This window comes from Arthrobacter sp. SLBN-53, assembly GCF_006715585.1.
GTDB lineage: Bacteria > Actinomycetota > Actinomycetes > Mycobacteriales > Mycobacteriaceae > Mycobacterium > Mycobacterium neoaurum_A.
Window position 1 is genome coordinate 1,742,149 of record NZ_VFNN01000001.1, and the last position, 18,283, is coordinate 1,760,431.

The 18,283-nt window shown below is 67.4% G+C and carries 20 protein-coding genes and 1 tRNA gene; 9 read left to right on the forward strand and 12 right to left on the reverse strand.

Going from position 1 to position 18,283, the window contains the following annotated elements; all coding sequences use genetic code 11:
• Positions 1–36: 36 nt before the first annotated feature.
• Positions 37–1,245, reverse strand: coding sequence for an arginine deiminase (arcA, locus tag FBY28_RS08255; protein ID WP_216847564.1), 1,209 nt, complete (start codon positions 1,243–1,245; stop codon positions 37–39).
• 34 nt (positions 1,246–1,279) lie between these two features.
• On the opposite strand from arcA, the gene soxR reads away from it, so the two are divergent.
• Positions 1,280–1,711: a redox-sensitive transcriptional activator SoxR gene (gene soxR, locus FBY28_RS08260; RefSeq protein WP_141865804.1), complete on the forward strand. Its 432-nt coding sequence runs from the start codon at positions 1,280–1,282 to the stop codon at positions 1,709–1,711.
• 30 nt (positions 1,712–1,741) lie between these two features.
• Positions 1,742–2,350: an alpha-ketoglutarate-dependent dioxygenase AlkB gene (locus tag FBY28_RS08265; RefSeq protein WP_019511940.1), complete on the forward strand. Its 609-nt coding sequence runs from the start codon at positions 1,742–1,744 to the stop codon at positions 2,348–2,350.
• Here FBY28_RS08265 and FBY28_RS08270 read toward each other — a convergent pair.
• Both FBY28_RS08270 and FBY28_RS08275 read right to left on the reverse strand, forming a co-directional pair.
• Positions 2,347–3,009 (reverse strand): DUF5642 family protein, encoded by a 663-nt coding sequence (locus FBY28_RS08270; protein WP_174241571.1) that lies wholly within the window; start codon positions 3,007–3,009, stop codon positions 2,347–2,349. The two genes, FBY28_RS08265 and FBY28_RS08270, sit on opposite strands and share 4 nt — an antisense overlap.
• Positions 3,010–3,019: 10 nt before the next feature.
• On the reverse strand, positions 3,020–3,697 hold the full coding sequence (locus FBY28_RS08275) for a DUF5642 family protein (RefSeq protein WP_216847565.1): 678 nt from the start codon (positions 3,695–3,697) through the stop codon (positions 3,020–3,022).
• Between the two features lie 120 nt (positions 3,698–3,817).
• On the opposite strand from FBY28_RS08275, the gene lpqN reads away from it, so the two are divergent.
• On the forward strand, positions 3,818–4,522 hold the full coding sequence (gene lpqN, locus FBY28_RS08280) for an envelope biogenesis lipoprotein LpqN (RefSeq protein ID WP_141865808.1): 705 nt from the start codon (positions 3,818–3,820) through the stop codon (positions 4,520–4,522).
• Here lpqN and FBY28_RS08285 read toward each other — a convergent pair whose 3' ends face one another.
• Both FBY28_RS08285 and pat read right to left on the reverse strand, forming a co-directional pair.
• On the reverse strand, positions 4,523–5,365 hold the full coding sequence (locus FBY28_RS08285) for a shikimate 5-dehydrogenase (RefSeq protein WP_141865811.1): 843 nt from the start codon (positions 5,363–5,365) through the stop codon (positions 4,523–4,525). It lies immediately after the preceding gene.
• Entirely contained in the window at positions 5,365–6,354 is a 990-nt protein-coding gene (pat, locus tag FBY28_RS08290) for an acetyltransferase Pat (RefSeq protein WP_019511945.1), read from the reverse strand. Before pat ends, FBY28_RS08285 begins: the two co-directional genes overlap by 1 nt.
• Positions 6,355–6,493: 139 nt before the next feature.
• On the opposite strand from pat, the gene FBY28_RS08295 reads away from it, so the two are divergent.
• On the forward strand, positions 6,494–7,141 hold the full coding sequence (locus FBY28_RS08295) for a TetR/AcrR family transcriptional regulator (RefSeq protein WP_141865813.1): 648 nt from the start codon (positions 6,494–6,496) through the stop codon (positions 7,139–7,141).
• A 35-nt stretch (positions 7,142–7,176) separates the two neighbouring features.
• Here the strand turns inward: FBY28_RS08295 and FBY28_RS08300 are convergent, their stop codons facing one another.
• Entirely contained in the window at positions 7,177–7,968 is a 792-nt protein-coding gene (locus FBY28_RS08300) for a bestrophin-like domain (RefSeq protein WP_141865815.1), read from the reverse strand.
• 163 nt (positions 7,969–8,131) lie between these two features.
• Here FBY28_RS08300 and FBY28_RS08305 point away from each other — a divergent pair, with 163 nt between their 5' ends.
• Together FBY28_RS08305 and FBY28_RS08310 are read left to right on the forward strand one after the other, a co-directional pair.
• The gene (locus FBY28_RS08305) at positions 8,132–9,088 is read left to right on the forward strand and encodes a GGDEF domain-containing protein (RefSeq protein ID WP_141865817.1); all 957 of its coding nucleotides are present in this window, start codon (positions 8,132–8,134) and stop codon (positions 9,086–9,088) included.
• 74 nt (positions 9,089–9,162) lie between these two features.
• Positions 9,163–9,951, forward strand: a complete 789-nt coding sequence (locus FBY28_RS08310; RefSeq protein WP_141865819.1) for a hypothetical protein — start codon at positions 9,163–9,165, stop codon at positions 9,949–9,951.
• 6 nt (positions 9,952–9,957) lie between these two features.
• Here the strand turns inward: FBY28_RS08310 and FBY28_RS08315 are convergent, their stop codons facing one another.
• Positions 9,958–10,590 (reverse strand): TetR/AcrR family transcriptional regulator, encoded by a 633-nt coding sequence (locus FBY28_RS08315; RefSeq protein WP_141865821.1) that lies wholly within the window; start codon positions 10,588–10,590, stop codon positions 9,958–9,960.
• A gap of 78 nt (positions 10,591–10,668) precedes the next feature.
• Between FBY28_RS08315 and FBY28_RS08320 the strand changes: the two genes are divergently transcribed.
• Genes FBY28_RS08320 through FBY28_RS08330 form a run of 3 tightly spaced genes read left to right on the forward strand, consistent with a single transcriptional unit; the run spans position 10,669 to position 13,920 of the window.
• Complete coding sequence (locus tag FBY28_RS08320; protein ID WP_141865823.1) at positions 10,669–11,697, forward strand: Rieske 2Fe-2S domain-containing protein; 1,029 nt, start codon at positions 10,669–10,671, stop codon at positions 11,695–11,697.
• Between the two features lie 29 nt (positions 11,698–11,726).
• Complete coding sequence (locus FBY28_RS08325) at positions 11,727–12,800, forward strand: NAD(P)H-dependent amine dehydrogenase family protein (RefSeq protein ID WP_141865825.1); 1,074 nt, start codon at positions 11,727–11,729, stop codon at positions 12,798–12,800.
• Positions 12,801–12,831: 31 nt separating this feature from the next.
• The gene (locus FBY28_RS08330; protein WP_141865827.1) at positions 12,832–13,920 is read left to right on the forward strand and encodes an NAD(P)H-dependent amine dehydrogenase family protein; all 1,089 of its coding nucleotides are present in this window, start codon (positions 12,832–12,834) and stop codon (positions 13,918–13,920) included.
• A gap of 80 nt (positions 13,921–14,000) precedes the next feature.
• Here FBY28_RS08330 and FBY28_RS08335 read toward each other — a convergent pair.
• The 5 genes from FBY28_RS08335 to FBY28_RS08355 all read right to left on the reverse strand — a co-directional run bounded on the left by FBY28_RS08335 (position 14,001) and on the right by FBY28_RS08355 (position 18,232).
• Positions 14,001–14,073 (reverse strand) — tRNA-Ala (locus FBY28_RS08335).
• A 51-nt stretch (positions 14,074–14,124) separates the two neighbouring features.
• On the reverse strand, positions 14,125–15,165 hold the full coding sequence (gene sepX, locus FBY28_RS08340) for a divisome protein SepX/GlpR (protein ID WP_141865829.1): 1,041 nt from the start codon (positions 15,163–15,165) through the stop codon (positions 14,125–14,127).
• A gap of 204 nt (positions 15,166–15,369) precedes the next feature.
• On the reverse strand, positions 15,370–16,023 hold the full coding sequence (locus FBY28_RS08345) for a GNAT family N-acetyltransferase (protein WP_023986212.1): 654 nt from the start codon (positions 16,021–16,023) through the stop codon (positions 15,370–15,372).
• A 4-nt stretch (positions 16,024–16,027) separates the two neighbouring features.
• Positions 16,028–17,281: a molybdotransferase-like divisome protein Glp gene (glp, locus tag FBY28_RS08350; protein ID WP_023986213.1), complete on the reverse strand. Its 1,254-nt coding sequence runs from the start codon at positions 17,279–17,281 to the stop codon at positions 16,028–16,030.
• A 39-nt stretch (positions 17,282–17,320) separates the two neighbouring features.
• Complete coding sequence (locus tag FBY28_RS08355) at positions 17,321–18,232, reverse strand: UTP--glucose-1-phosphate uridylyltransferase (protein WP_141865831.1); 912 nt, start codon at positions 18,230–18,232, stop codon at positions 17,321–17,323.
• Positions 18,233–18,283 lie beyond the last annotated feature (51 nt).

Below are 18,283 nucleotides of genomic sequence, written 5' to 3' on the forward strand. Positions count from 1 at the left end.
CATGCTGCCCCGCGCGCGGTCTCGGCAAACCTCGCCCTACAGCGGGTCACGCGCCGCCGGGCACGACATGCAGCGCGGACCACCGCGACCGGTGCCCAGCTCCGATGCCGCGATCGGCAACACTTCGATTCCGGAGTCGGCGAGCCGGGTGTTGGTCTCGGTGTTGCGTTCGTATGCCACCACGACACCGGGCGCCACAGCCAGGGTGTTGTTGCCGTCGTCCCACTGCTCGCGTTCGGCGGTCACCGGATCCAGCCCGGTGTCGATGACGCGCAGCTTGCCGATGCCCATGGCGTCGGCGGCGGCCTCGACGAACGGCGCCGCCCGGTCGATCTTCACTCCCCCACCGTCGACCTTGTGAATGGTGAACGCCGACAACGAGTCCACGATGTTCGGGTACATGACCACGGCATCGGCGTCGACCATGGTGCAGACGGTGTCCAGATGCATCTGGGCGCGTTCCTGCGCGATCGGCACAGCCAGCACCGTGTGCGCCAGATCATCGTCGAACAGGCTGCGGGCCAGGGCCTCGGCGCCGGCCGGGGTGGTGCGCTCGCCGACGCCGACGGCGACCACCCCGGGGGCCAGCAACAGCACGTCACCACCCTCGACCGGGGCCGACCGAGATTCGTAGGCCCGCCGCACGCCGAGGAACCGCGGATGGTGGGCATAGATCAAGTCGGTCAGCGAGGTCTCGCGGACCCGCGCGGGCAGCGCCAGCGATGTGATGGCCACCCGCGGTCCGATCCAGAACGACGAATCGCGGGTGAACAGCAGGTTGGGCAGCGGGTCGATGACGAAGTCGCCGTCGTGGTGCATGCGGCGCACCAGCGAGAACTCGGTGGAGGCGAACGGCAGTTCGTCGAAGGTCATGCCTGCCATCAGCACGTGCGCCAACGCATCCGGCTCGAGCGTTCGCAGATACGCCGAAAGCTCCTGGGCCAGTGGGATTCCCAGTCGACGGGGGTCGACGGCGGCGGAGATGCCATGCATCCGGGCCGCACCGGAGGCCAGAGCCTGGGCCAGGAGATCACCCAGCAGCAGCACCTCGACCCCGCGCGAGGCCAGCAACCCCGCGAACGCGTCGTGTTCCTCTTGGGCCTTGGCAACCCAGGGCAGACCGTCGAACAACAACGTGTCGTTGTTGCGCGGGGTGAGCCGCTGCAACTCCGCGCCGGGTCGGTGCAGGATCACCGTCCGCAGCCTGCCGACCTCCGAATTGGATCCCAGCGGTATCGCTTCCACGTTCAGAACGTTAACTCAACTATGGTTGAGGTGTATGGAGACACTTGAGCTCACACCCGGTGAGATGGCCCTGCGCAGCGGGGTGGCCGTGTCTGCGCTGCACTTCTACGAGCGCGAGGGTCTCATCGTCTCGCGGCGCACATCGGGCAATCAGCGCCGCTATCGGCGCGAGACCCTGCGTCGGGTGGCCTTCATCCGGATGTCGCAGCGTCTGGGCATTCCACTGGCCCGCATCCGCGACGCGCTGGCCACCCTGCCGGAGGACCGGGTGCCCACCAGCAAGGACTGGGCGCGGTTGTCGGCCGGGTGGCGCGAGGACATCGACGCACGGATTCTGCATCTGCAGCGTTTGCGCGACAATCTCGCCGGGTGCATCGGGTGCGGATGCCTGAGCCTGAAGGCGTGCCGGCTGGCCAACCCCGACGACGTGCTGGCAGATCAGGGGCCCGGCGCGGCCAATCTGTGATATCGAACGTCTGTGCGATAGTCTTGGTTCGTGTCACTGGCCGTCCAGGGGTCGCTCTTCGACCATTCGGAACGTCGGAGCCTGGGTGCGGGCGCCTGGATCGACGTGCGTGCGGGCTGGCTCAACGGCTGGTTGGACGATGACAAGACGCTGTTCGACGAGCTGCTGACCGCCATCCCGTGGCGCGCCGAGCGCCGACAGATGTACGAGCGGGTGCTCGACGTGCCGCGTCTGGTCAGCTTTCACGATCTGACCGCCGCCCCCGCCCCACATCCGGCCATCGCCCGGTTGCGGGTCCGGCTCAACGACATCTACGCGGGCGAACTCGGCGAACCGTTCACCAGCGCGGGCCTGTGCCTGTATCGCGACGGCACCGACAGCGTGGCCTGGCACGGCGACACCGTCGGGCGCAGCAGCACCGAGGACACCATGGTGGCCATCGTCAGCCTCGGTGCGCGCCGGGTGTTCGCGATGCGCCCGCGCGGTGGCGGTCGAAGCCTGCGGTTGCCCCAGGCCCACGGCGACCTGCTGGTGATGGGCGGCTCGGCGCAGCGGACCTGGGAGCACGCGGTGCCCAAGACGGCCCGGCCGACCGGACCGCGGATCAGCATCCAGTTCCGGGTGCGCGACGTCCGCTAAGCCCGCCCGGCCCGGACGTCCTCGACCGCCGCGGTGAGCATCTCGCGGGCCTTCTCGGTGTCCACCGGGACCACCGGGGTGTTCGGCACCACGAGCGGATTGGCGGTCACGATGACCATGAAGCTGTCGAAGTTCGCGACGTAATTGAACAGTTCGCCGCTACGGGGCTTGCCGTCGACGGTGGTCTGCACGACGCGATGGGTGCCGAGCACGCGGGCACCCTCGATCTGCGGGGACTCCACGACCTCCACCAGGCCGCGCACACCCGGCCCGCCGAACGCGACCTTCTGACAGTCGGGGCCCGGGTCGTTGGGGGGCACCGGCTCGGAGGTCTGCACCGCGATGGCGATGAACCGGTTGCCCTTACCCTCTGCGGTGGTGGCGGCCATATTGCCCTGCGCGCCTTCGGGAATGGCCAGGCCTGAAGCGAATTTCGCGCAGGCCGCCGGTTCGATCGTGACCCCGGCGGGCACGTTCTGCGGTGCCAGCATCTTCGGGTCGATACCGGTCGGGCCCGTGGTGGTGACCTGAAAGCCCGAGTCGAAGACCGATTTCACGGCGAAGACCCCGGCGATATCGGCTTTCGGCGAGTCGGCGGAGGAGCACGCCGTCAAGGCGGCAGCACAGGTAACCAGGGCCAGCGCCCGTGACGTCAGCATCGCCGCCAATCTACCCGGCCGCCTGCGCACTCCCGGTGATCTCGTGGGTCGCCGAGATCAACAGCCGACCCGCGACGTCCGGCCCGAGCTCCGGCAGCGCCGAGCCGGGATCGGTGACGACGGTGATGGTGACGACGTAGCCGGCACTCGGGTAGGCGATCGCGGTATCGGCGTGGGAACGGGTTTCGGTGCCACCCTCCACCACGGTGGTGGCCACGGTGGACATGGCCGCGGTGGGTGTGCCGGGGATGTCCGGGGCGGCGGTCGCGGTGACCGTCGCGGTGGTGCGACCGCCCCGCAACGTCCAGACCTCACAGCCGGACGGGATGGCGGCGACGGGTCCGGGGCCGGCCACCACGGCGTGAATGATGCCCCCGGGCCCGGAGGCCGACCAGCCGTGCGTCGGCGCACCCGCGCCCGGGTCGGCCAACACCGCGCATCGTTCGGGTTCGGCGGCCCAACCCGCCGTGATGCCCCAGAAGCCGGCCGGCGCGGCATTGCCGTCGAGCGGGGTGACCTCGTATCCAGATGGAAGATCGGCCTGAACACGCTGCACCGCAGCGGGATTCACCACCTCCACGGTCGGCGCACCCGAACCGTCCGTCTGCTCGGTCGGCGGGGCGGGCGCGGGGGCGGCGCAGCCGCTGATCACCAGCACCGCGCCAAGGCCCATCACGTAGCCACGCACATCGCCTGTGTTACCACACCGACGCCCGGGTGTGGATCGCGAAACGCGTTTCCCGACATGCCGTCGGTTTCCGTCCCGCCCTGTAACGTCCGATCCGAGATTCGACGGACAGGAGAACCGATGAACAAGCAGACCACAGCCCGGGGCGCGGCCGTCGCGGTTGCGGTGCTCAGCCTCGCCCTGGCCGGCTGCGGATCCGACACCAAGACCGATACGAGCTCCAGTGCCGAGGAGACCTCCACCTCCACCTCGGCCGCCGCCGCACCGGGAACCGACACCGACGCGCCTGCCGCCGCCGGCGAGAATCTGACCATCGCGCAGTACATCCAGCAGAACGGCATCAGCGAGGCGCAGGTCAAACGTGGCACGCCCGGGTCGCCGTCGGTGAACCTGCCGGCGCCGCAGGGCTGGGTCGACGCCGGTCCGGCCACCCCGGAATGGGCATGGGGCCAGCTCGTCTACGCCGATCCGAGCATGCCGCCGCCTCCACCGACGATCACCGCGATCCTGTCCAAGCTGACCGGTGATGTCGAGGGCGCCAAGATCCTGGAGTACGCGCCCAACGAGCTGAAGAATCTCCCCGAGTACAACGGCGGCAATGACGGGCAACCCGGCAAGCTCGGTGGTTTCGACGCCGTGCAGGTCGGCGGAACCTACGTCAAGGACGGCAAGACCCTGCTGGTCGCGCAGAAGACGACGGTCATCCCGGCCGACGACGGATTGTTCGTCCTGCAGATCAACGCCGAGGGCACCGAGGAGCAGATGGGCCCGCTGATGGACGCCACCGCCGCCATCGACGAGCAGACGACCATCACGCCCAGCTGATCACGCCCGCGACATCGCCGAGGCCGCCGCGATCTGCGCCGGGCTCGGCCGTACCCCGGTGTAGCGCTCGAACTGTTCGGCCGCCTGCAGCGCGATGACCTCCGCCCCGGTGATCACCGGGACGCCCGCCCCGCGGGCGGCGGTGATCAACGGTGTCTCCGAGGGCAGCGCCACCACGTCGAACACGGTCGCCGCGGCGCCGATCGCGTCCTCGTCGAATGACATGGCCGACTCCTCGGGACCGCCGGCCATCCCGATCGGGGTGACATTGACCAGGATCGGTGCCCGCAGATCCTCCGGGGAAGTGGCGTGCTCCCAACCGATCCGGTCGGCCAGTGCGCGACCGGTGCCGGGGTTCCTGGCGACGACCACCCCGTGGGTGAATCCGGCTCCGACGAAGGCGGCGGCGACCGCGTTGGCCATCCCACCGCTGCCGCGCAGCACGACCGCGTCGTCGGGATTGAGCTGATGCTCGGCGATGAGTTGTTGTACCGCAAGGTAATCGGTGTTGGATGCGGTGAGGTAACCGTCATCGTTGACGATGGTGTTGACCGATTCGATCACCCGCGCGGACGGCTCGATATCGTCGACCAGCGCCATCACGTCGGTTTTGAACGGCATCGAGACCGAGCAGCCGCGGATGCCCAGGGCCCGCACCCCGCCGATGGCGCCGGCGATATCGGTGGTGGTGAACGCCTTGTAGAGGAAATCCAGGCCCAGTTCCTCGTACAGATAGTTGTGGAACCGCGTGCCGATGTTGCTCGGCCGCGCGGCCAGCGAGATGCACAGCGTGGTGTCCTTGTTCAGCGGCGGCCGGCCGGCACTTCGCGCTGGGTGCGACATCAGCCCACCGATCCCATCACCCGCCGGGCCAGGCCGGCGATCTCGTCGTAGATTTCCGGACGCAACGACAGCGCTTCGGCCGGCGGGACGTCGATCTCGGTGACCACCACGTTCAGATCATCGCGCACCCAGTGTGCACCGGCACGATCCAGGATGGCGCGCATCGCGTAGTTGTCGGTCAGCACCCGCGCCGAGAAGCGGGTGACGCCCCCGACATGCGCGGCGACGGCCAAAGCGTCCATGAGGAATGTGCCGATGCCGTGGCCCTGGTAGATGTCGGCGACGATGAACGCCACCTCGGCGGTGCTCACGCCGTGGCCTTCGCGGACGAACCGGGCGTCGGCGACCACCGGACCGTCCGGTCCCGCCGTCATCACCCAGACGAAGTGATCGACGTAGTCCACCTCGAACAGGTAGGCCATCAGCGAGGGCGTCGGGACCCGGGTGCTCTGGAACCGCCGATACAGCGTCTCGGCGGAGAACTCGATGGGTCCGTCGATCGTGCGCACGTTGTCACCGGGTAGCACCGGGCGCAGATGCAGGACGAGGTGGTCACGCAACGCGATCTCGATCGGCGTCAGATAGGCCGCCAGCCGCTGGCGGGCGGTGCGCACCAGGCGAGGCATCACGCCCGGCAGTTCGACTAGGGCGGCAAAGGCTTCGGGGCCGCCGACCCATCCGGTCAACGACGTGGCGGCCACCACGGTCGCGCTGCGCCGGGTGTGCCGCAGCAAGGCGATCTCACCGATCACGACGCCGGGATCGATGGTGACGGTGACCGTCTCACCGCCGTCACCGACATGGGTCACCTCGGCCTGTCCGGTGGCGATCAGCAGGAAGGTCAGCGCCGTCTCACCCTGCCGCATGAGGACCTGTCCCGGGTCGGCGACCAGCGGCTGCAGCTGGGCCGCCAGGGGGCGCAGCGAGTCGGCCGCGCACCCGGCGAAGAACTCAAGCGCAGCCAGTTCGTCGGCACGGTCAGCGGTCACTCCGGACACCTCACGAGGCTACGGCGCGGTCATCGGGGTCGGCAACAGCGGTCAAGATCAGGTTTGCTATAGATGTGGGTAGGTACCGGCTGAATATGTTTTCTACGCACCAGTCAGTAATTTGTGGCAAACTCCGCGTATGACACAAGCGCTGCGCCGCACTCGGGGGCGCCCACGAGCAGCTAACGGAGCGGAAACCCGCGAACGAATCATCTTCGCGGCTCGCCAGGTTTTCAGCGAACTTGGCTACGATGCGTCGACATTCCAGGAGATTGCCGAGCGCGCCGACCTGACCCGCCCAGCAATCAATCACTACTTCTCCAACAAGCGCGATCTGTACCAAAACGTGCTGGATACGACCCACACCGGACTTATCGAGGCCGGGATCGCCGCAGCGGCCGGCCAGAGCACCCTGCTGGACAAACTGACCGCGTTGATGAGCGGCATGCTGGCCGCGCACCGCGAGACCGACTCCGCCGCAGCTTTCCTTGTCACCTCGATGCTGGAGGCCCATCGCCACCCCGAGCTGAAGAACGACCAATATGCCCCGCGCGACGGAATCCGCACCTTTTTGGCCGATGCCGTCAGCGACGCGATCGCAAATGGTGAGTTGGCCGATGAAACCGATGGCAATGCACTCATCGCGATGTTGCTGGTGTTGATGTTCGGCATGGGCTTCTACGCCGGGTTCGTCGGCACCGACGATGAGGTCGCCGCCGTCATCGACAGATTGCGCCGGCTGTTGTCCAACGACCTGTGGGCGCTGCGGGAGCCTGCCGCCAGCTGAGCCCGTATTCGGCCGTGCCGCGACGGTGCGGCGGCCTAGCCGCGCGGCTGTTGGAGCACGGTGACGAACTCGCGCAGCGGGTCGGCGGAGGTCGCCGCGTCCCCGATGAACGGGTGGGACAGCTGCATCACCAGGAACAGGTTGGTCGCCACCAGCACACCGACGATCGCCACCATCGGGTAGTGCATCGAGGACCGCTCGACGCCGTAGATGATGGCGGTGCCCAACACCAGCGTGCTGGTCAAGAAGATGACGCCCCACAGCGGCCACGGCGCCCCGTCGTCATCGCGCGCCTGCAGCAGCCGCACCGTGCGGGCCTGGCTCATCTTGTCCAGGTTGGTCAGCGATGTGGTCAGCCGGCTGCGCTGGGCATCGGTGCCCGGTTGGAGCTCACCGTACGCCCGGTACACCGCCTCCAGTGCCCGGTCGGCCTCCGGCGTGGTGGTCGCGTTCCCGCCGGGCCACTCCCGCAGTGCCGCCTGCCCGTAGTCGAGCAGGACACCGCGCAGCCGGTGGGCATCCACGCCGGCGAAAGCCGTGGTGTCCCTGGCCAATTGCACCGCCTCCGCACCCTCTGCCCTGACATTGGCGTCCGCGGTGTTGATATGCCCCCACATGGATGAGACGACGAACCCGATGAAGAAGGCGTAGACGAAACCGATCACCCCGTAGGTGAATCTGACGACGTCATTGTGGTCGTCGCCCTGCAATCCCGGTAACCGACGGCGCACCAGCATCTGCAGCAGCACAGCCCCACCGGCGATCACCACCACCAGGGCGACCAGCAGTGCACCGGCGGGAACATGCTCGACCAGCCAAGCGCTCATCGGCTGACTGTAGAGCGATCCGGTCGCGTCCGGGTGGTCAACCGGTTGCCAGCACCGACAGCAGTTGCAGTTTCTCCTAACTCGGACTGCCGGGCGCGGCGGTGTAGACCAACAGCGTGTGCGACGCCTCCGCCGCTCGACGGTATCGGCCTATCCTGTCGACATGCCGTCGCGGGTGGACCTGCTGCCGACCGCCGGACGCTGGCATCAGTGGGGAGCGGCGGCCTATCTGGCCATGCTCGCGCTCTATGCCGGGGTCGCGACGTCCCAGGGGACGGGCTCCTCGGGTTTGCGTCGGCTCTACGTCATGCTGGCCGCGGCGGCTGTCCTCGCCGTCGCGGCCCTCGTCATCGGTCACCTACTCGGCTGCGGACGTCGCGGTGCGTTGCTCCTCGGCTGGCCGATCGCGGCGTTGGTCACGACGACGGTGGCCGGCCTGCTCGCCCCGGCCGCCACGCGCGAACTCCCCGGCGCCATCACCATCATCTTCGCCTATGCGGGGCTGACCAACCCGCCCCGGCGATCGTTGTTCCTGTTGCCCCTCGGTGTGCTCGCGTTCATCGTCGGTGGCGAACACACCCTTCCCGCCGCGATCCCGAGGGTCGCCGCCGCGGCCGTGATGTGGGTGCTCATCGCCGAAGTGCCGGCGTGGCTGATCGCGCGCCTCGACCAGCAGAGCAGACAACTGCGCGTGATCGCCCAGACCGACGCCCTGACCGGCTTGCTCGACCGCACCACGCTGGCGCCGCAATTGGCCGCCCACAGCGCTGATTCAGCGGTGTTACTGATCGATCTCGACGGCTTCAAGCGCTACAACGACGCCCACGGCCACCACGCCGGCGACGAGGTGCTGGTGCGATTCGCGGATACCCTGCGCGCATCGATCCGTCTCGGCGACATCGGTTTTCGGATCGGTGGCGATGAATTCCTGGCCATCCTCGTCGGCGCCGATGAGGACGAGGCCCAGCGGGTGATCGATAGGATCCGCAGTCGATGGTCGGTGGCCGGAGAGCCGGTGTCTTTCAGCGCAGGTATCGCGACGGGGCCGACCGATCTGCTCAAGCTCGCCGATGAGCGGATGTATCAGCAGAAGCGGCTGCGCCGGGAGCAGCGCGACTGAGCGCTGGGTTCCGGCAGCCTTTACGGGGGATTTCCCCCTGGTGGATCCGTCGGCCGCACAGCAGAGTTGCCCGCGTGCTCACACTCTCCGCTCGATCGGCGTGGCGTTCCCGGTGGACCGTTGCGCTGAGCGCAGGGACCGGCGCGCTCCTGGTGGCCGCATTCGTCCGAGGACCCGCCGTACTGTTGCACCGGTCGTTTCCCGAGTATGCGGATGTCGACGGGATGCCCGACGCGGTGACCTCGGCACTGACACGGTTTCTCAGTTCATCCACGGCCACCCTCCCACCGGAGCTGGCTCGGCTTTCCGACTATTGGTTCCAGTGGCACGCCATCAAGATCGGGATCAGCATCGCGCTGGTGATGTCCTTCGCGATCCTGGCTGGCGCATGGTGGACGCGCTACCTGAGCGGGTCGGGCCGAGGCACCGCGTCCTACGGGTTCGCCGCCAATATCGCAGGAACGCTGGCCATCCTGGCCGGCTGGCTACTGACCATCAATATCCAGGCCACTGCCGTCCCGCTGGTCGCGCTGTTGCCGTGGATACCGCCGGGCGCGCTGCCCGCCGACGCGCTGGCCGACAGTCCCCCAGTGACCGAACTGCTGGAGCAGGTGAGTCGGTATCACTGGGTGCTGGCGGTGGGCACCGCAGCGCTGGCGGCACTGTCCGCGGCGGGTGCGGTGACGTCGTGGCTCCGGCGCACCACCGCACGTGGCCGCGACCGGCGCGCCGTGCGGATGTATACGGCGCTGCTGAGCCTGACCTCTCTGAATGCGGCGGCCGGACTGCTGGTCACCGCTTACAGCGTCCTCTCGGCGATGGAGCCCGACGCGTCGCTGCGCGCGATCCTGGGAATGGGTTAGGGCCCCTCAGCCTTCAGCTTCCAGGTAGGCCACCAGGGCGTTGGTCAGCCCGCGCCGCGCAAGATCCAGGTCGGAGTAGGAACCGAGCTGGCGTTCCGAGACCAGACCGCGCATCGCTCCCGGGATCAGCGTGGCGACCTCGCGCACGCGTTCCGGGTCGGCACCGAGGTCTTCAAATGCGTTGCGGCAGATCTCCAGCCACGACTGGCCCCATGAGTACAGCTCGGCCGCGGTCCTCGGATACAGCCGCTCCAGCTCGGCATGGTCGCGCGGCAACGCCGCGCGCAAGTTCTCGATGGCCCGCGAATCCGGTGCGTCCAGACCCGCGAAGAGCGTGTCGATGATGTTGGCGACGCGGTTGCTCAACACCGGGTCCGCGCCGAACGATGCGAACACATCGGCTCGGCGTTGTGCCGTGCGATGCAGCACGGCCGCCCAGAAGCCGTCGGCGTCGCCGAATTGGTACTGCACGGCGCCCCACGTCGCGCCGATGTCCTTGGCTATCCGGTTGGCCGATACCGATGCGGGGTCACCCGAGGCCAGCGCCTTCAACGCGGCCTCCAACATGTTTTCCCGCGTCGCCTGGCCACGCCGATTCGGGCGTCGCGCCGGTATCGAGGCCTCGGCCGTATCGGTCATCACCCGAGGATATCGCCTATCACCGAAAATCATAAAGGGCACTATGCAACTTTCATTGATTATTCTATGCTTCCCAGCATGGCCAAGCCGCCCCTTTCCATGAAGCCCACCGGCTGGTTCCAGGTCGCCTGGTCCGACGAGGTGGGCGTCGGCGATGTCCACGCCATGAAGTACTTCGATCAGGAGTTGATCGCCTGGCGCTCCGAGTCGGGTCAGGTCACCGTGATGGACGCCTACTGCGAGCATCTGGGCGCGCACCTCGGATACGGCGGCACGGTTCACGGTGAAGTGCTGCAATGTCCCTTTCACGGATGGCAGTGGAATCAGCAGGGCCGCAACGTCTGCATCCCCTACGAGAACCGGCCGAACCGCGGGCGTCGCATCAAGACCTACCCGGTGACCGAGCGCAACGCATCGATCTACATCTGGCACGACATCGAGGACCGCGAACCGTTCTTCGACGCCCCCGACGTGTTCGCCAGTTTCGGTGATGACAGCAGCGAAGCCGACTACTACCCGCAGCAGCGACTATTCGAGCCGGGCCGCGAGATGCATCCGCAGTACGTGTTGGAAAACGGCGTGGATTTCGCCCATTTCAAGTACGTACACGGCACGCCCATCAATCCCATCTTCACCCGACACGACTTCGACGACCCGGTGTCCTACGTCGATTTCACCATCACCTTCGAGGGTGATGACGGGCAGCGGATCGAGGACATCAACAGCGGCGTCGAGGCGATCAACGGTGGCCTGGGCATCGCGGTGACCAAGAGTTGGGGAATGATCGACAACCGCACCATCTCGGCCATCACCCCGGTCGACGAGCGCACCTCCGACATCCGGTTCATGGTCTACATCGGACGACCGAAAGCGCAGGTTCGCAACCCGGAGCGTGCCCGTGTGAAGGCCGAGGAGTTCGGCGCCGAAGTCATCCGACAGTTCCGCCAGGACATCCACATCTGGTCCCATCAGCGCTATTCCGATCCGCCCGCGCTGGCCAGTTCAGAACTCGAAGGATTCACCGCGATCCGTAACTGGGCGCTGAAGTTCTACCCGGATGGCAAGGGTGGCAGTGCCGCCGACCTGGCTGCCCGAGCCACCCACTGACCGAACGAACTGACCCAGAAAGGTTTTCGATGGCAATCAAGGTTTTCCAGGTCGCGACCGGCAACGTCGGCTCCGAGATGATCAAGCGGATCGCCGATCAGCCGGATCTCGAACTCATCGGTGTGCACTGCTATTCGCCGGACAAGATCGGCAAGGATGCCGGTGAGCTGGCCGGGATTGCGCCCAACGGCGTGATCGCCACCGGCACCGTCGAGGAGATCATCGCCGCCAAGCCCGATGTGCTGACCTTCCACGGCGTGTTCCCCGATGAGGATCTGTACGTCAAAGTCCTTGAGGCGGGGATCAACATCGTCACCACCGCCGACTGGATCACCGGGTTCCACCGCGACACCAATCACCCGCACCACTCCGGTAAGCCCGTCAGCCAGCTGCTCCAGGAGGCCTGCGAGAAGGGCGGTGCGACGTTCTATGGCACCGGCATGAATCCTGGCGTGAACCAGATTCTCGGCGTGGTGTGCTCGGCCGACGTCGCCGAGATCGAGAACGTCACCACCATCGAGTCCGTCGACGTGTCGTGCCATCACTCGAAGGACACCTGGATCGAGGTCGGCTATGGGCAACCGGTCGACGATCCCTCGATCCCGGACAAGCTGCGCAAGTACACCGAGGTGTTCGCCGACTCGGTGTACATGATGGCCGACTGTTTCGGACTTCAGCTCGACGAGGTGAAGTTCGAATACGAGCTGGGCGCGTGCACCAAGGACGTCGACCTGGGCTGGTACCAGCTACCCAAGGGCTCCCTCGGCGGCAGTTACATCAAGTACGTCGGCACGGTCGACGGCGTGCCGCGGGTCGAGACCCACCTGGAATGGCAGATGACCCCGCACACCGACCCCAGCTGGGATATCAAGGGCTGCTACATCACTCAGATCAAGGGCGACCCGAACATCTACAACAAGCACATGATCTTCCCCAAGCCCGGTGTCGACCTGTCCAACCCGGACAACTTCGCCTCCATCGGCATGACGGTCACCGGCATGCCGGCGCTGCACTCCATCAAGTCCGTGGTCGCGGCCGAACCCGGCATCATCACCAGCGCCGACCTCCCGCTGCGTGGCTTCGCCGGCCGGTTCAAGCTCTAACAGCACCGGATCTTGAGGAGGGCCTAGGACGATGCCACACGCCAAAGCCGTTCTGCGCGTCGTGCAATGGACAACCGGCAACGTCGCCGCCGAAGCGGTGCGCGCGGTTCTCGCCCGACCCGATCTGCAGCTGGTGGGCGCCTTCGCCCACTCCCCCGAGAAGGTCCGGGTGGATGTGGGGCAGTTGTGCGGCCTCGTCGACGTCATCGGTGTCCGGGCCACCGATGACGTCGACGCGCTGCTCGATGCGCGGCCGGACTGCATCGTCTACAACCCGCTGCACTTCAATCCCGCGGAGGTACAGCGGATCCTGCGCGCCGGTGTCAACATCGTCACCAGCGCGGAGTTCCTCACCGGCCGCAACCTCGGCGACGACGAGCGCGCCGATATCGAAGCCGCGGGCCGGGCCGGCGGAGCGACGCTGTTCGGCAGCGGCATGAATCCCGGTTTCGCACAGCTGGTGGCCGCCATCTCCAGCGGGGTGTCGACCGACGTGCGGCGGGTGTCGATGACCGAGTCGGTCAACGTCGCCCAGTTCATCGGTGATGCCAACTTCCAAGCGGTGGGCTGGGGTCGACCCAAGGACGATCCGGGCCACGTCGAGGATGTGCGCCGCGGCACCGCCGTGTTCGCCGAGGCGGTCGACGTCCTCGCGCGCCTCACGAACGTCGAGCTCGACAGCATCGACTGCACAGTCGATTTCGCCCACACGACCGAGGACGTGGTCGCCGACGGGGTGTCCCTGCCCAAGGGCCACGTCGGCGCCATGGACGTTCGGTGGTTCGGCGTGGTCGACGGTCGCGAGGTCCTCACGGTTACACAGCGCTGGGTCGCCACCGAAGCACTCGACCCGCCGTGGACCGTCGAGCACGGATACCGCATCGAGGTGGTCGGCGACCCGAACGTGCACGTTCGGGTCGATCTGATGCCCACCGACGCCGATCTCGCCGATCTCACCCCGCAGCGGATGCGCAGCATCGGCCTGCGGATCACCGCGGGTCCGTTGATCAATGCGATTCCGGCGGTGTGTGCGGCCCGGCCGGGTATCGCCACCTACGCCGATCTGCCCGCCATCGCGGCACACATTCCGGCTGCGGCGGCTTTGCGGAAGAGTCTCTGATCGACAGGCCCGGATCGGGATAGAGCCGGTGAGGGATGCGCTCACCGGACAACGTCATCTGGAGTGGAGCTGACTTGAAGTGGAGCTAAGGGGAATCGAACCCCTGACCTTCTCGATGCGAACGAGACGCGCTACCAACTGCGCTATAGCCCCTTGACCGGTTAGGAGGCTACCAGGAAGACCCTCGGCAACCGAAACCGGCTGCTACTGACCGGCCGCGCGCGGCAGATCGTAATGCCGCGCGAACGATGCGTAGTCCAGATGCTCGAAGATCGGATCCTCGTCATCGATGTCCAGCACGGCCGCCCCGGGGCGGCGCAGGCGTGCGGGCACCACGTCGAATTCGCCGTCCTCGGTGTTCTCGACACCCAGGCGGGACCGCATCATCCGCTGGGCGCGGCGGCGGCGCAGCTGCTCCTCGATACGCGTCTGACGCCGCAGGTATGCCAGGTACAGCACGGTGACCGCACCGGCCACGCCGGCCAGCCACCACAGGCTGGGTGAGGCCACCAGGGCCAGCACCGTCGAGATCATCAGCGTCACCGACATGCCCAGCAGCATCCGCTTGCGGAAGGTGTACTTGCGGGCGCTGACGGCCTGCGCCGTCTTGGATTCGTAGCGGTTGCGGCGGGCGCTGGCCATCGATTCGGCCAGCTCCGGGTCGCCGGCGACATCGTCGTCCTCGACCTCAAGGCCCGCGGTGTCCTCGACGTACTCGTAGTCGTCGGCACCGGGGTCCTCGGACGCCGATTCCTCGGCAGCTTCCTCGGTGGCGCGCTCGACGGTCGGTTCGGCCTTTGCCTCGGCGCCGTCGAAGTCGAGGGTCAGTTCCTCGGTCACCGGCGCCTCGGGATCCTCGACACGCAGGGAGCCCATGGGCAGCGCACCGGAGTCCTCGTCGACGACGTCGACATCCAGATACGGCGATTCGGCGGGCTCCTCGGCGGCCGCGGCGAGCACGACGGCGCGCTTGCGCTGTCCGGTCTGCTCGTCGAGCTCGGCCTCCAGGTCGGCGTCGAACTCATCGTCGGCGGCGGGTTTCCAGTCCGGGTCGCTGTGGTGCCCGGCGCTGGCTCGCGGCCTGCGCAGGCGCGCATTGCGTCCCGAGTTGAGCACCCGAGTCGCCAGGGCGACGTCACTGGTGCGCCGGACATTGTCGCGTTTGCTCACCAACATCGGCACCAGCACGAAAAGCCAGAGAACGACGAGGGAGATCCACAACAGAGATTGGGGGATGCTTGGCATGTCGCCTGCTCCTTTCCCCATCAGGCTAGGTCGGTGACCTGCGCATCCATGTGCGGCGCGCCGAGGTCAATTACACACCTGTAATTCACCAGATACAAGCACCATTAGTCACTTAAGTCACATCAGTAACAATTGTCGTCTCCGAGTCGCGAATTCTCGGCGCAGCGGGAGCTCCACGACCCCCAGTTGCGCGCGTTTTACCGGTCAGGTCCAGCTGGCCCGGCCGGCGCGCACCAGGGTTGCGGCCACCGAACCCTGGACCTCTTCGATGGTCAGCGCCACCAGCAGGTGATCGCGCCACGCACCGTCCACGTCGAGGTAGCGCTTGAGCAGCCCCTCCTCGCGGAATCCCGCCTTCGCCAGCACCGCCCGGCTGGCCGCGTTCTCCGGCCGCACGGTGGCCTCCACCCGGTGCAACATGACCGGCCCGAATGCATGGTCCAGGCCGAGCGCCAGCGCCGCGGTCGCCACACCCGCGCCATTGGACTGTTTGGTCACCCAGTAACCGATCCATGCCGAGCGCAACGCGCCGTGCGTGACGTTTCCGATCGTGAGCTGCCCGGCGAACTGACCGTCCAACTCGATGACGAACGGCAACATCCGACCCCTCCGGGCCTCACCGCGCAGACCCGAACACACCGCGGGCCACGACGAAATGGTATGGCGCGCTTCCCAACTCACCTCCGAGCTGGGCTCCCACGGCTCGAGATGGGCACGCTCGGCCAACCGCAATCGGCTCCATTGGGCGCCGTCGCGCAATCGCACCGGCCGCAGTGTCACCACCCCGGCAGGCACACGCAGCGGACCCACCGGCACCGGCCAGCCAGGATGAGCGGGGCTGGTGCGCCAGCGATTCACGCGCTTACCCGCGTTGCGCCAGGAAGGCGACGTCGACGACCTCGCCGGTACGAATCTGCTCGGCCTCACTGGGCACGATCACCAGACAGTTCGCCTCGGCCAGGGTGGCCAGCAGATGTGACGACGCGCCGGGCGCGCCGCCGAGGGCCTGCACCAGATACTCGCCGGTGTCCTGATCGCGCATCAGCTGGCCGCGCAGATAACCCTTGCGCCCGGCGACCGAAGATATCGGCGCCAATGTCCGCGCCTGGATCACCCGACGCAGCGGCTGCCGCTTGCCCAGCGACATCCGGATCAGCGGGCGCACCATCACCTCGAAGACCACCAGCGCGCTCACCGGATTGGCCGGCAGCAGGAACACCGGCACCCCGTCGCGACCCAGCTGCCCGAAACCCTGGACCGAACCGGGATGCATCGCGATGCGTGCGACCTCCATCTCGCCCAGTTCGGCGAGCACCGCCCGCACCGATTCGGCCGCCGCTCCCCCGACCGCGCCGGCGATCACGACCACCTCGGATCGGCTGATCTGCCCCTCGACCACCTCACGCAGGGCCGCCGGATCGGTGTCGACGATGCCGACCCGGTTCACCTCGGCGCCGGCATCGCGGCCGGCCGCGGCCAGCGCATAGGAGTTCACGTCGTAGACCTGGCCGTTGCCCGGCGTGCGCGATACGTCGACCAGCTCACCGCCGACCGACAGCACCGTCATCCGGGGCCGCGGATGGACCATCACCTTGTCGCGTCCGACGGCGGCCAGCAGACCCACCTGGGCCGGGCCGATGATGGTGCCCGCCCGCACCGCGACATCGCCGGGCTGCACATCATCACCGGTGCGCCGCACATACGCCCCGGAGCGGACACCGCGCAGCACCCGCACCCGGGACTGCCCGCCGTCGGTCCAGCGCAGCGGCAACACCGCATCGGCCAGCGTCGGCATCGGCGCACCGGTCTGCACCCGCGCAGCCTGGCGCGGCTGCAGCCGACTCGGGGTCCGCGCACCCGCCTCGATCTCGCCGACCACCGGAAGACTGACCTCACGGTTCAGGCCGTCGTCATCGGTACCGCCGACCGACAGCACATCGACACTGCGCACGGCGTAGCCGTCGATGGCGGCCTGGTCGAACCCCGGAAGGGGTCGTTCGGTGACGACCTCCTCGGCACACATCAGCCCCTGGGATTCGGCGATGGCGACGCGCACCGGCCGCGGAGCCACCGCAGCGGCCGCTACTCGAGCCTGCTGCTCCTCAACCGAACGCACTGCATGCCTTTCTCCTCTTCGAAGACCCGCCTTGCGTCGTCAGTTTCCGGCCAGGCCCAATCGCTCGACCAACCAGCGCCGCAGCTCCGGTCCGTAGTCGTCGCGTTCTAGCGCAAAGTCAACCGCAGCCTTGAGGTACCCGCCGGGATTTCCCAAGTCGTGTCGGGAGCCGCGGTGCACCACCACGTGCACCGGATGCCCCTCGTCGATCAACAACTGGATGGCATCGGTGAGCTGTATCTCCCCGCCGACGCCGCGGTCGACGCGCCGCAACGCATCGAAGATGGCGCGGTCCAACACGTAGCGGCCCGCCGCGGCATAGGGCGAGGGCGCGTCCTCGGCCTTGGGCTTCTCGACCATCCCCTTGACCTTGAGCACATTGGGGTTCGCCGCATCGGGTACCACCTCGACATCGAAGACGCCGTAGGCGCTGATCTCGTCGCCGGGCACCTCGATGGCGCACAGCACCGAGCCGCCGCGCTTGGCGCGGACCTTCGACATGGTCTCCAGCACACCGGTCGGCAACACCAGGTCATCGGGCAGCAGCACCGCGATGGCGTCCTCGTCGGGCAGCAGCACCTCCTCGACACAACCGACGGCGTGGCCGAGGCCCAACGGCTCGGCCTGCACGACGGCCTCGACCTTGATCAGTGCCGGTGCGCGGCGCACCTTCTCCAACATCACGTGCTTGCCGCGGGCCTCCAGCGTGCCCTCCAGGATGAGGTCCTCGACGAAGTGCGCGACGACACCGTCTTTGCCTTCGGAGGTCACGATGATCAGTCGCTCACCGCCGGCCTCGGCGGCCTCGGCGGCCACCAACTCGATACCCGGGGTGTCCACCACCGGCAACAGTTCCTTGGGGACGGTCTTCGTGGCGGGAAGAAAACGGGTCCCCAGACCAGCCGCCGGGACGACGGCCGTCCGCGGAATCGGTACCTCTGCCTGTGTCATCGTTGACACATTAATCCCCATCGGGGGTTCAGGCGAAGGGTGTCGGCGCAA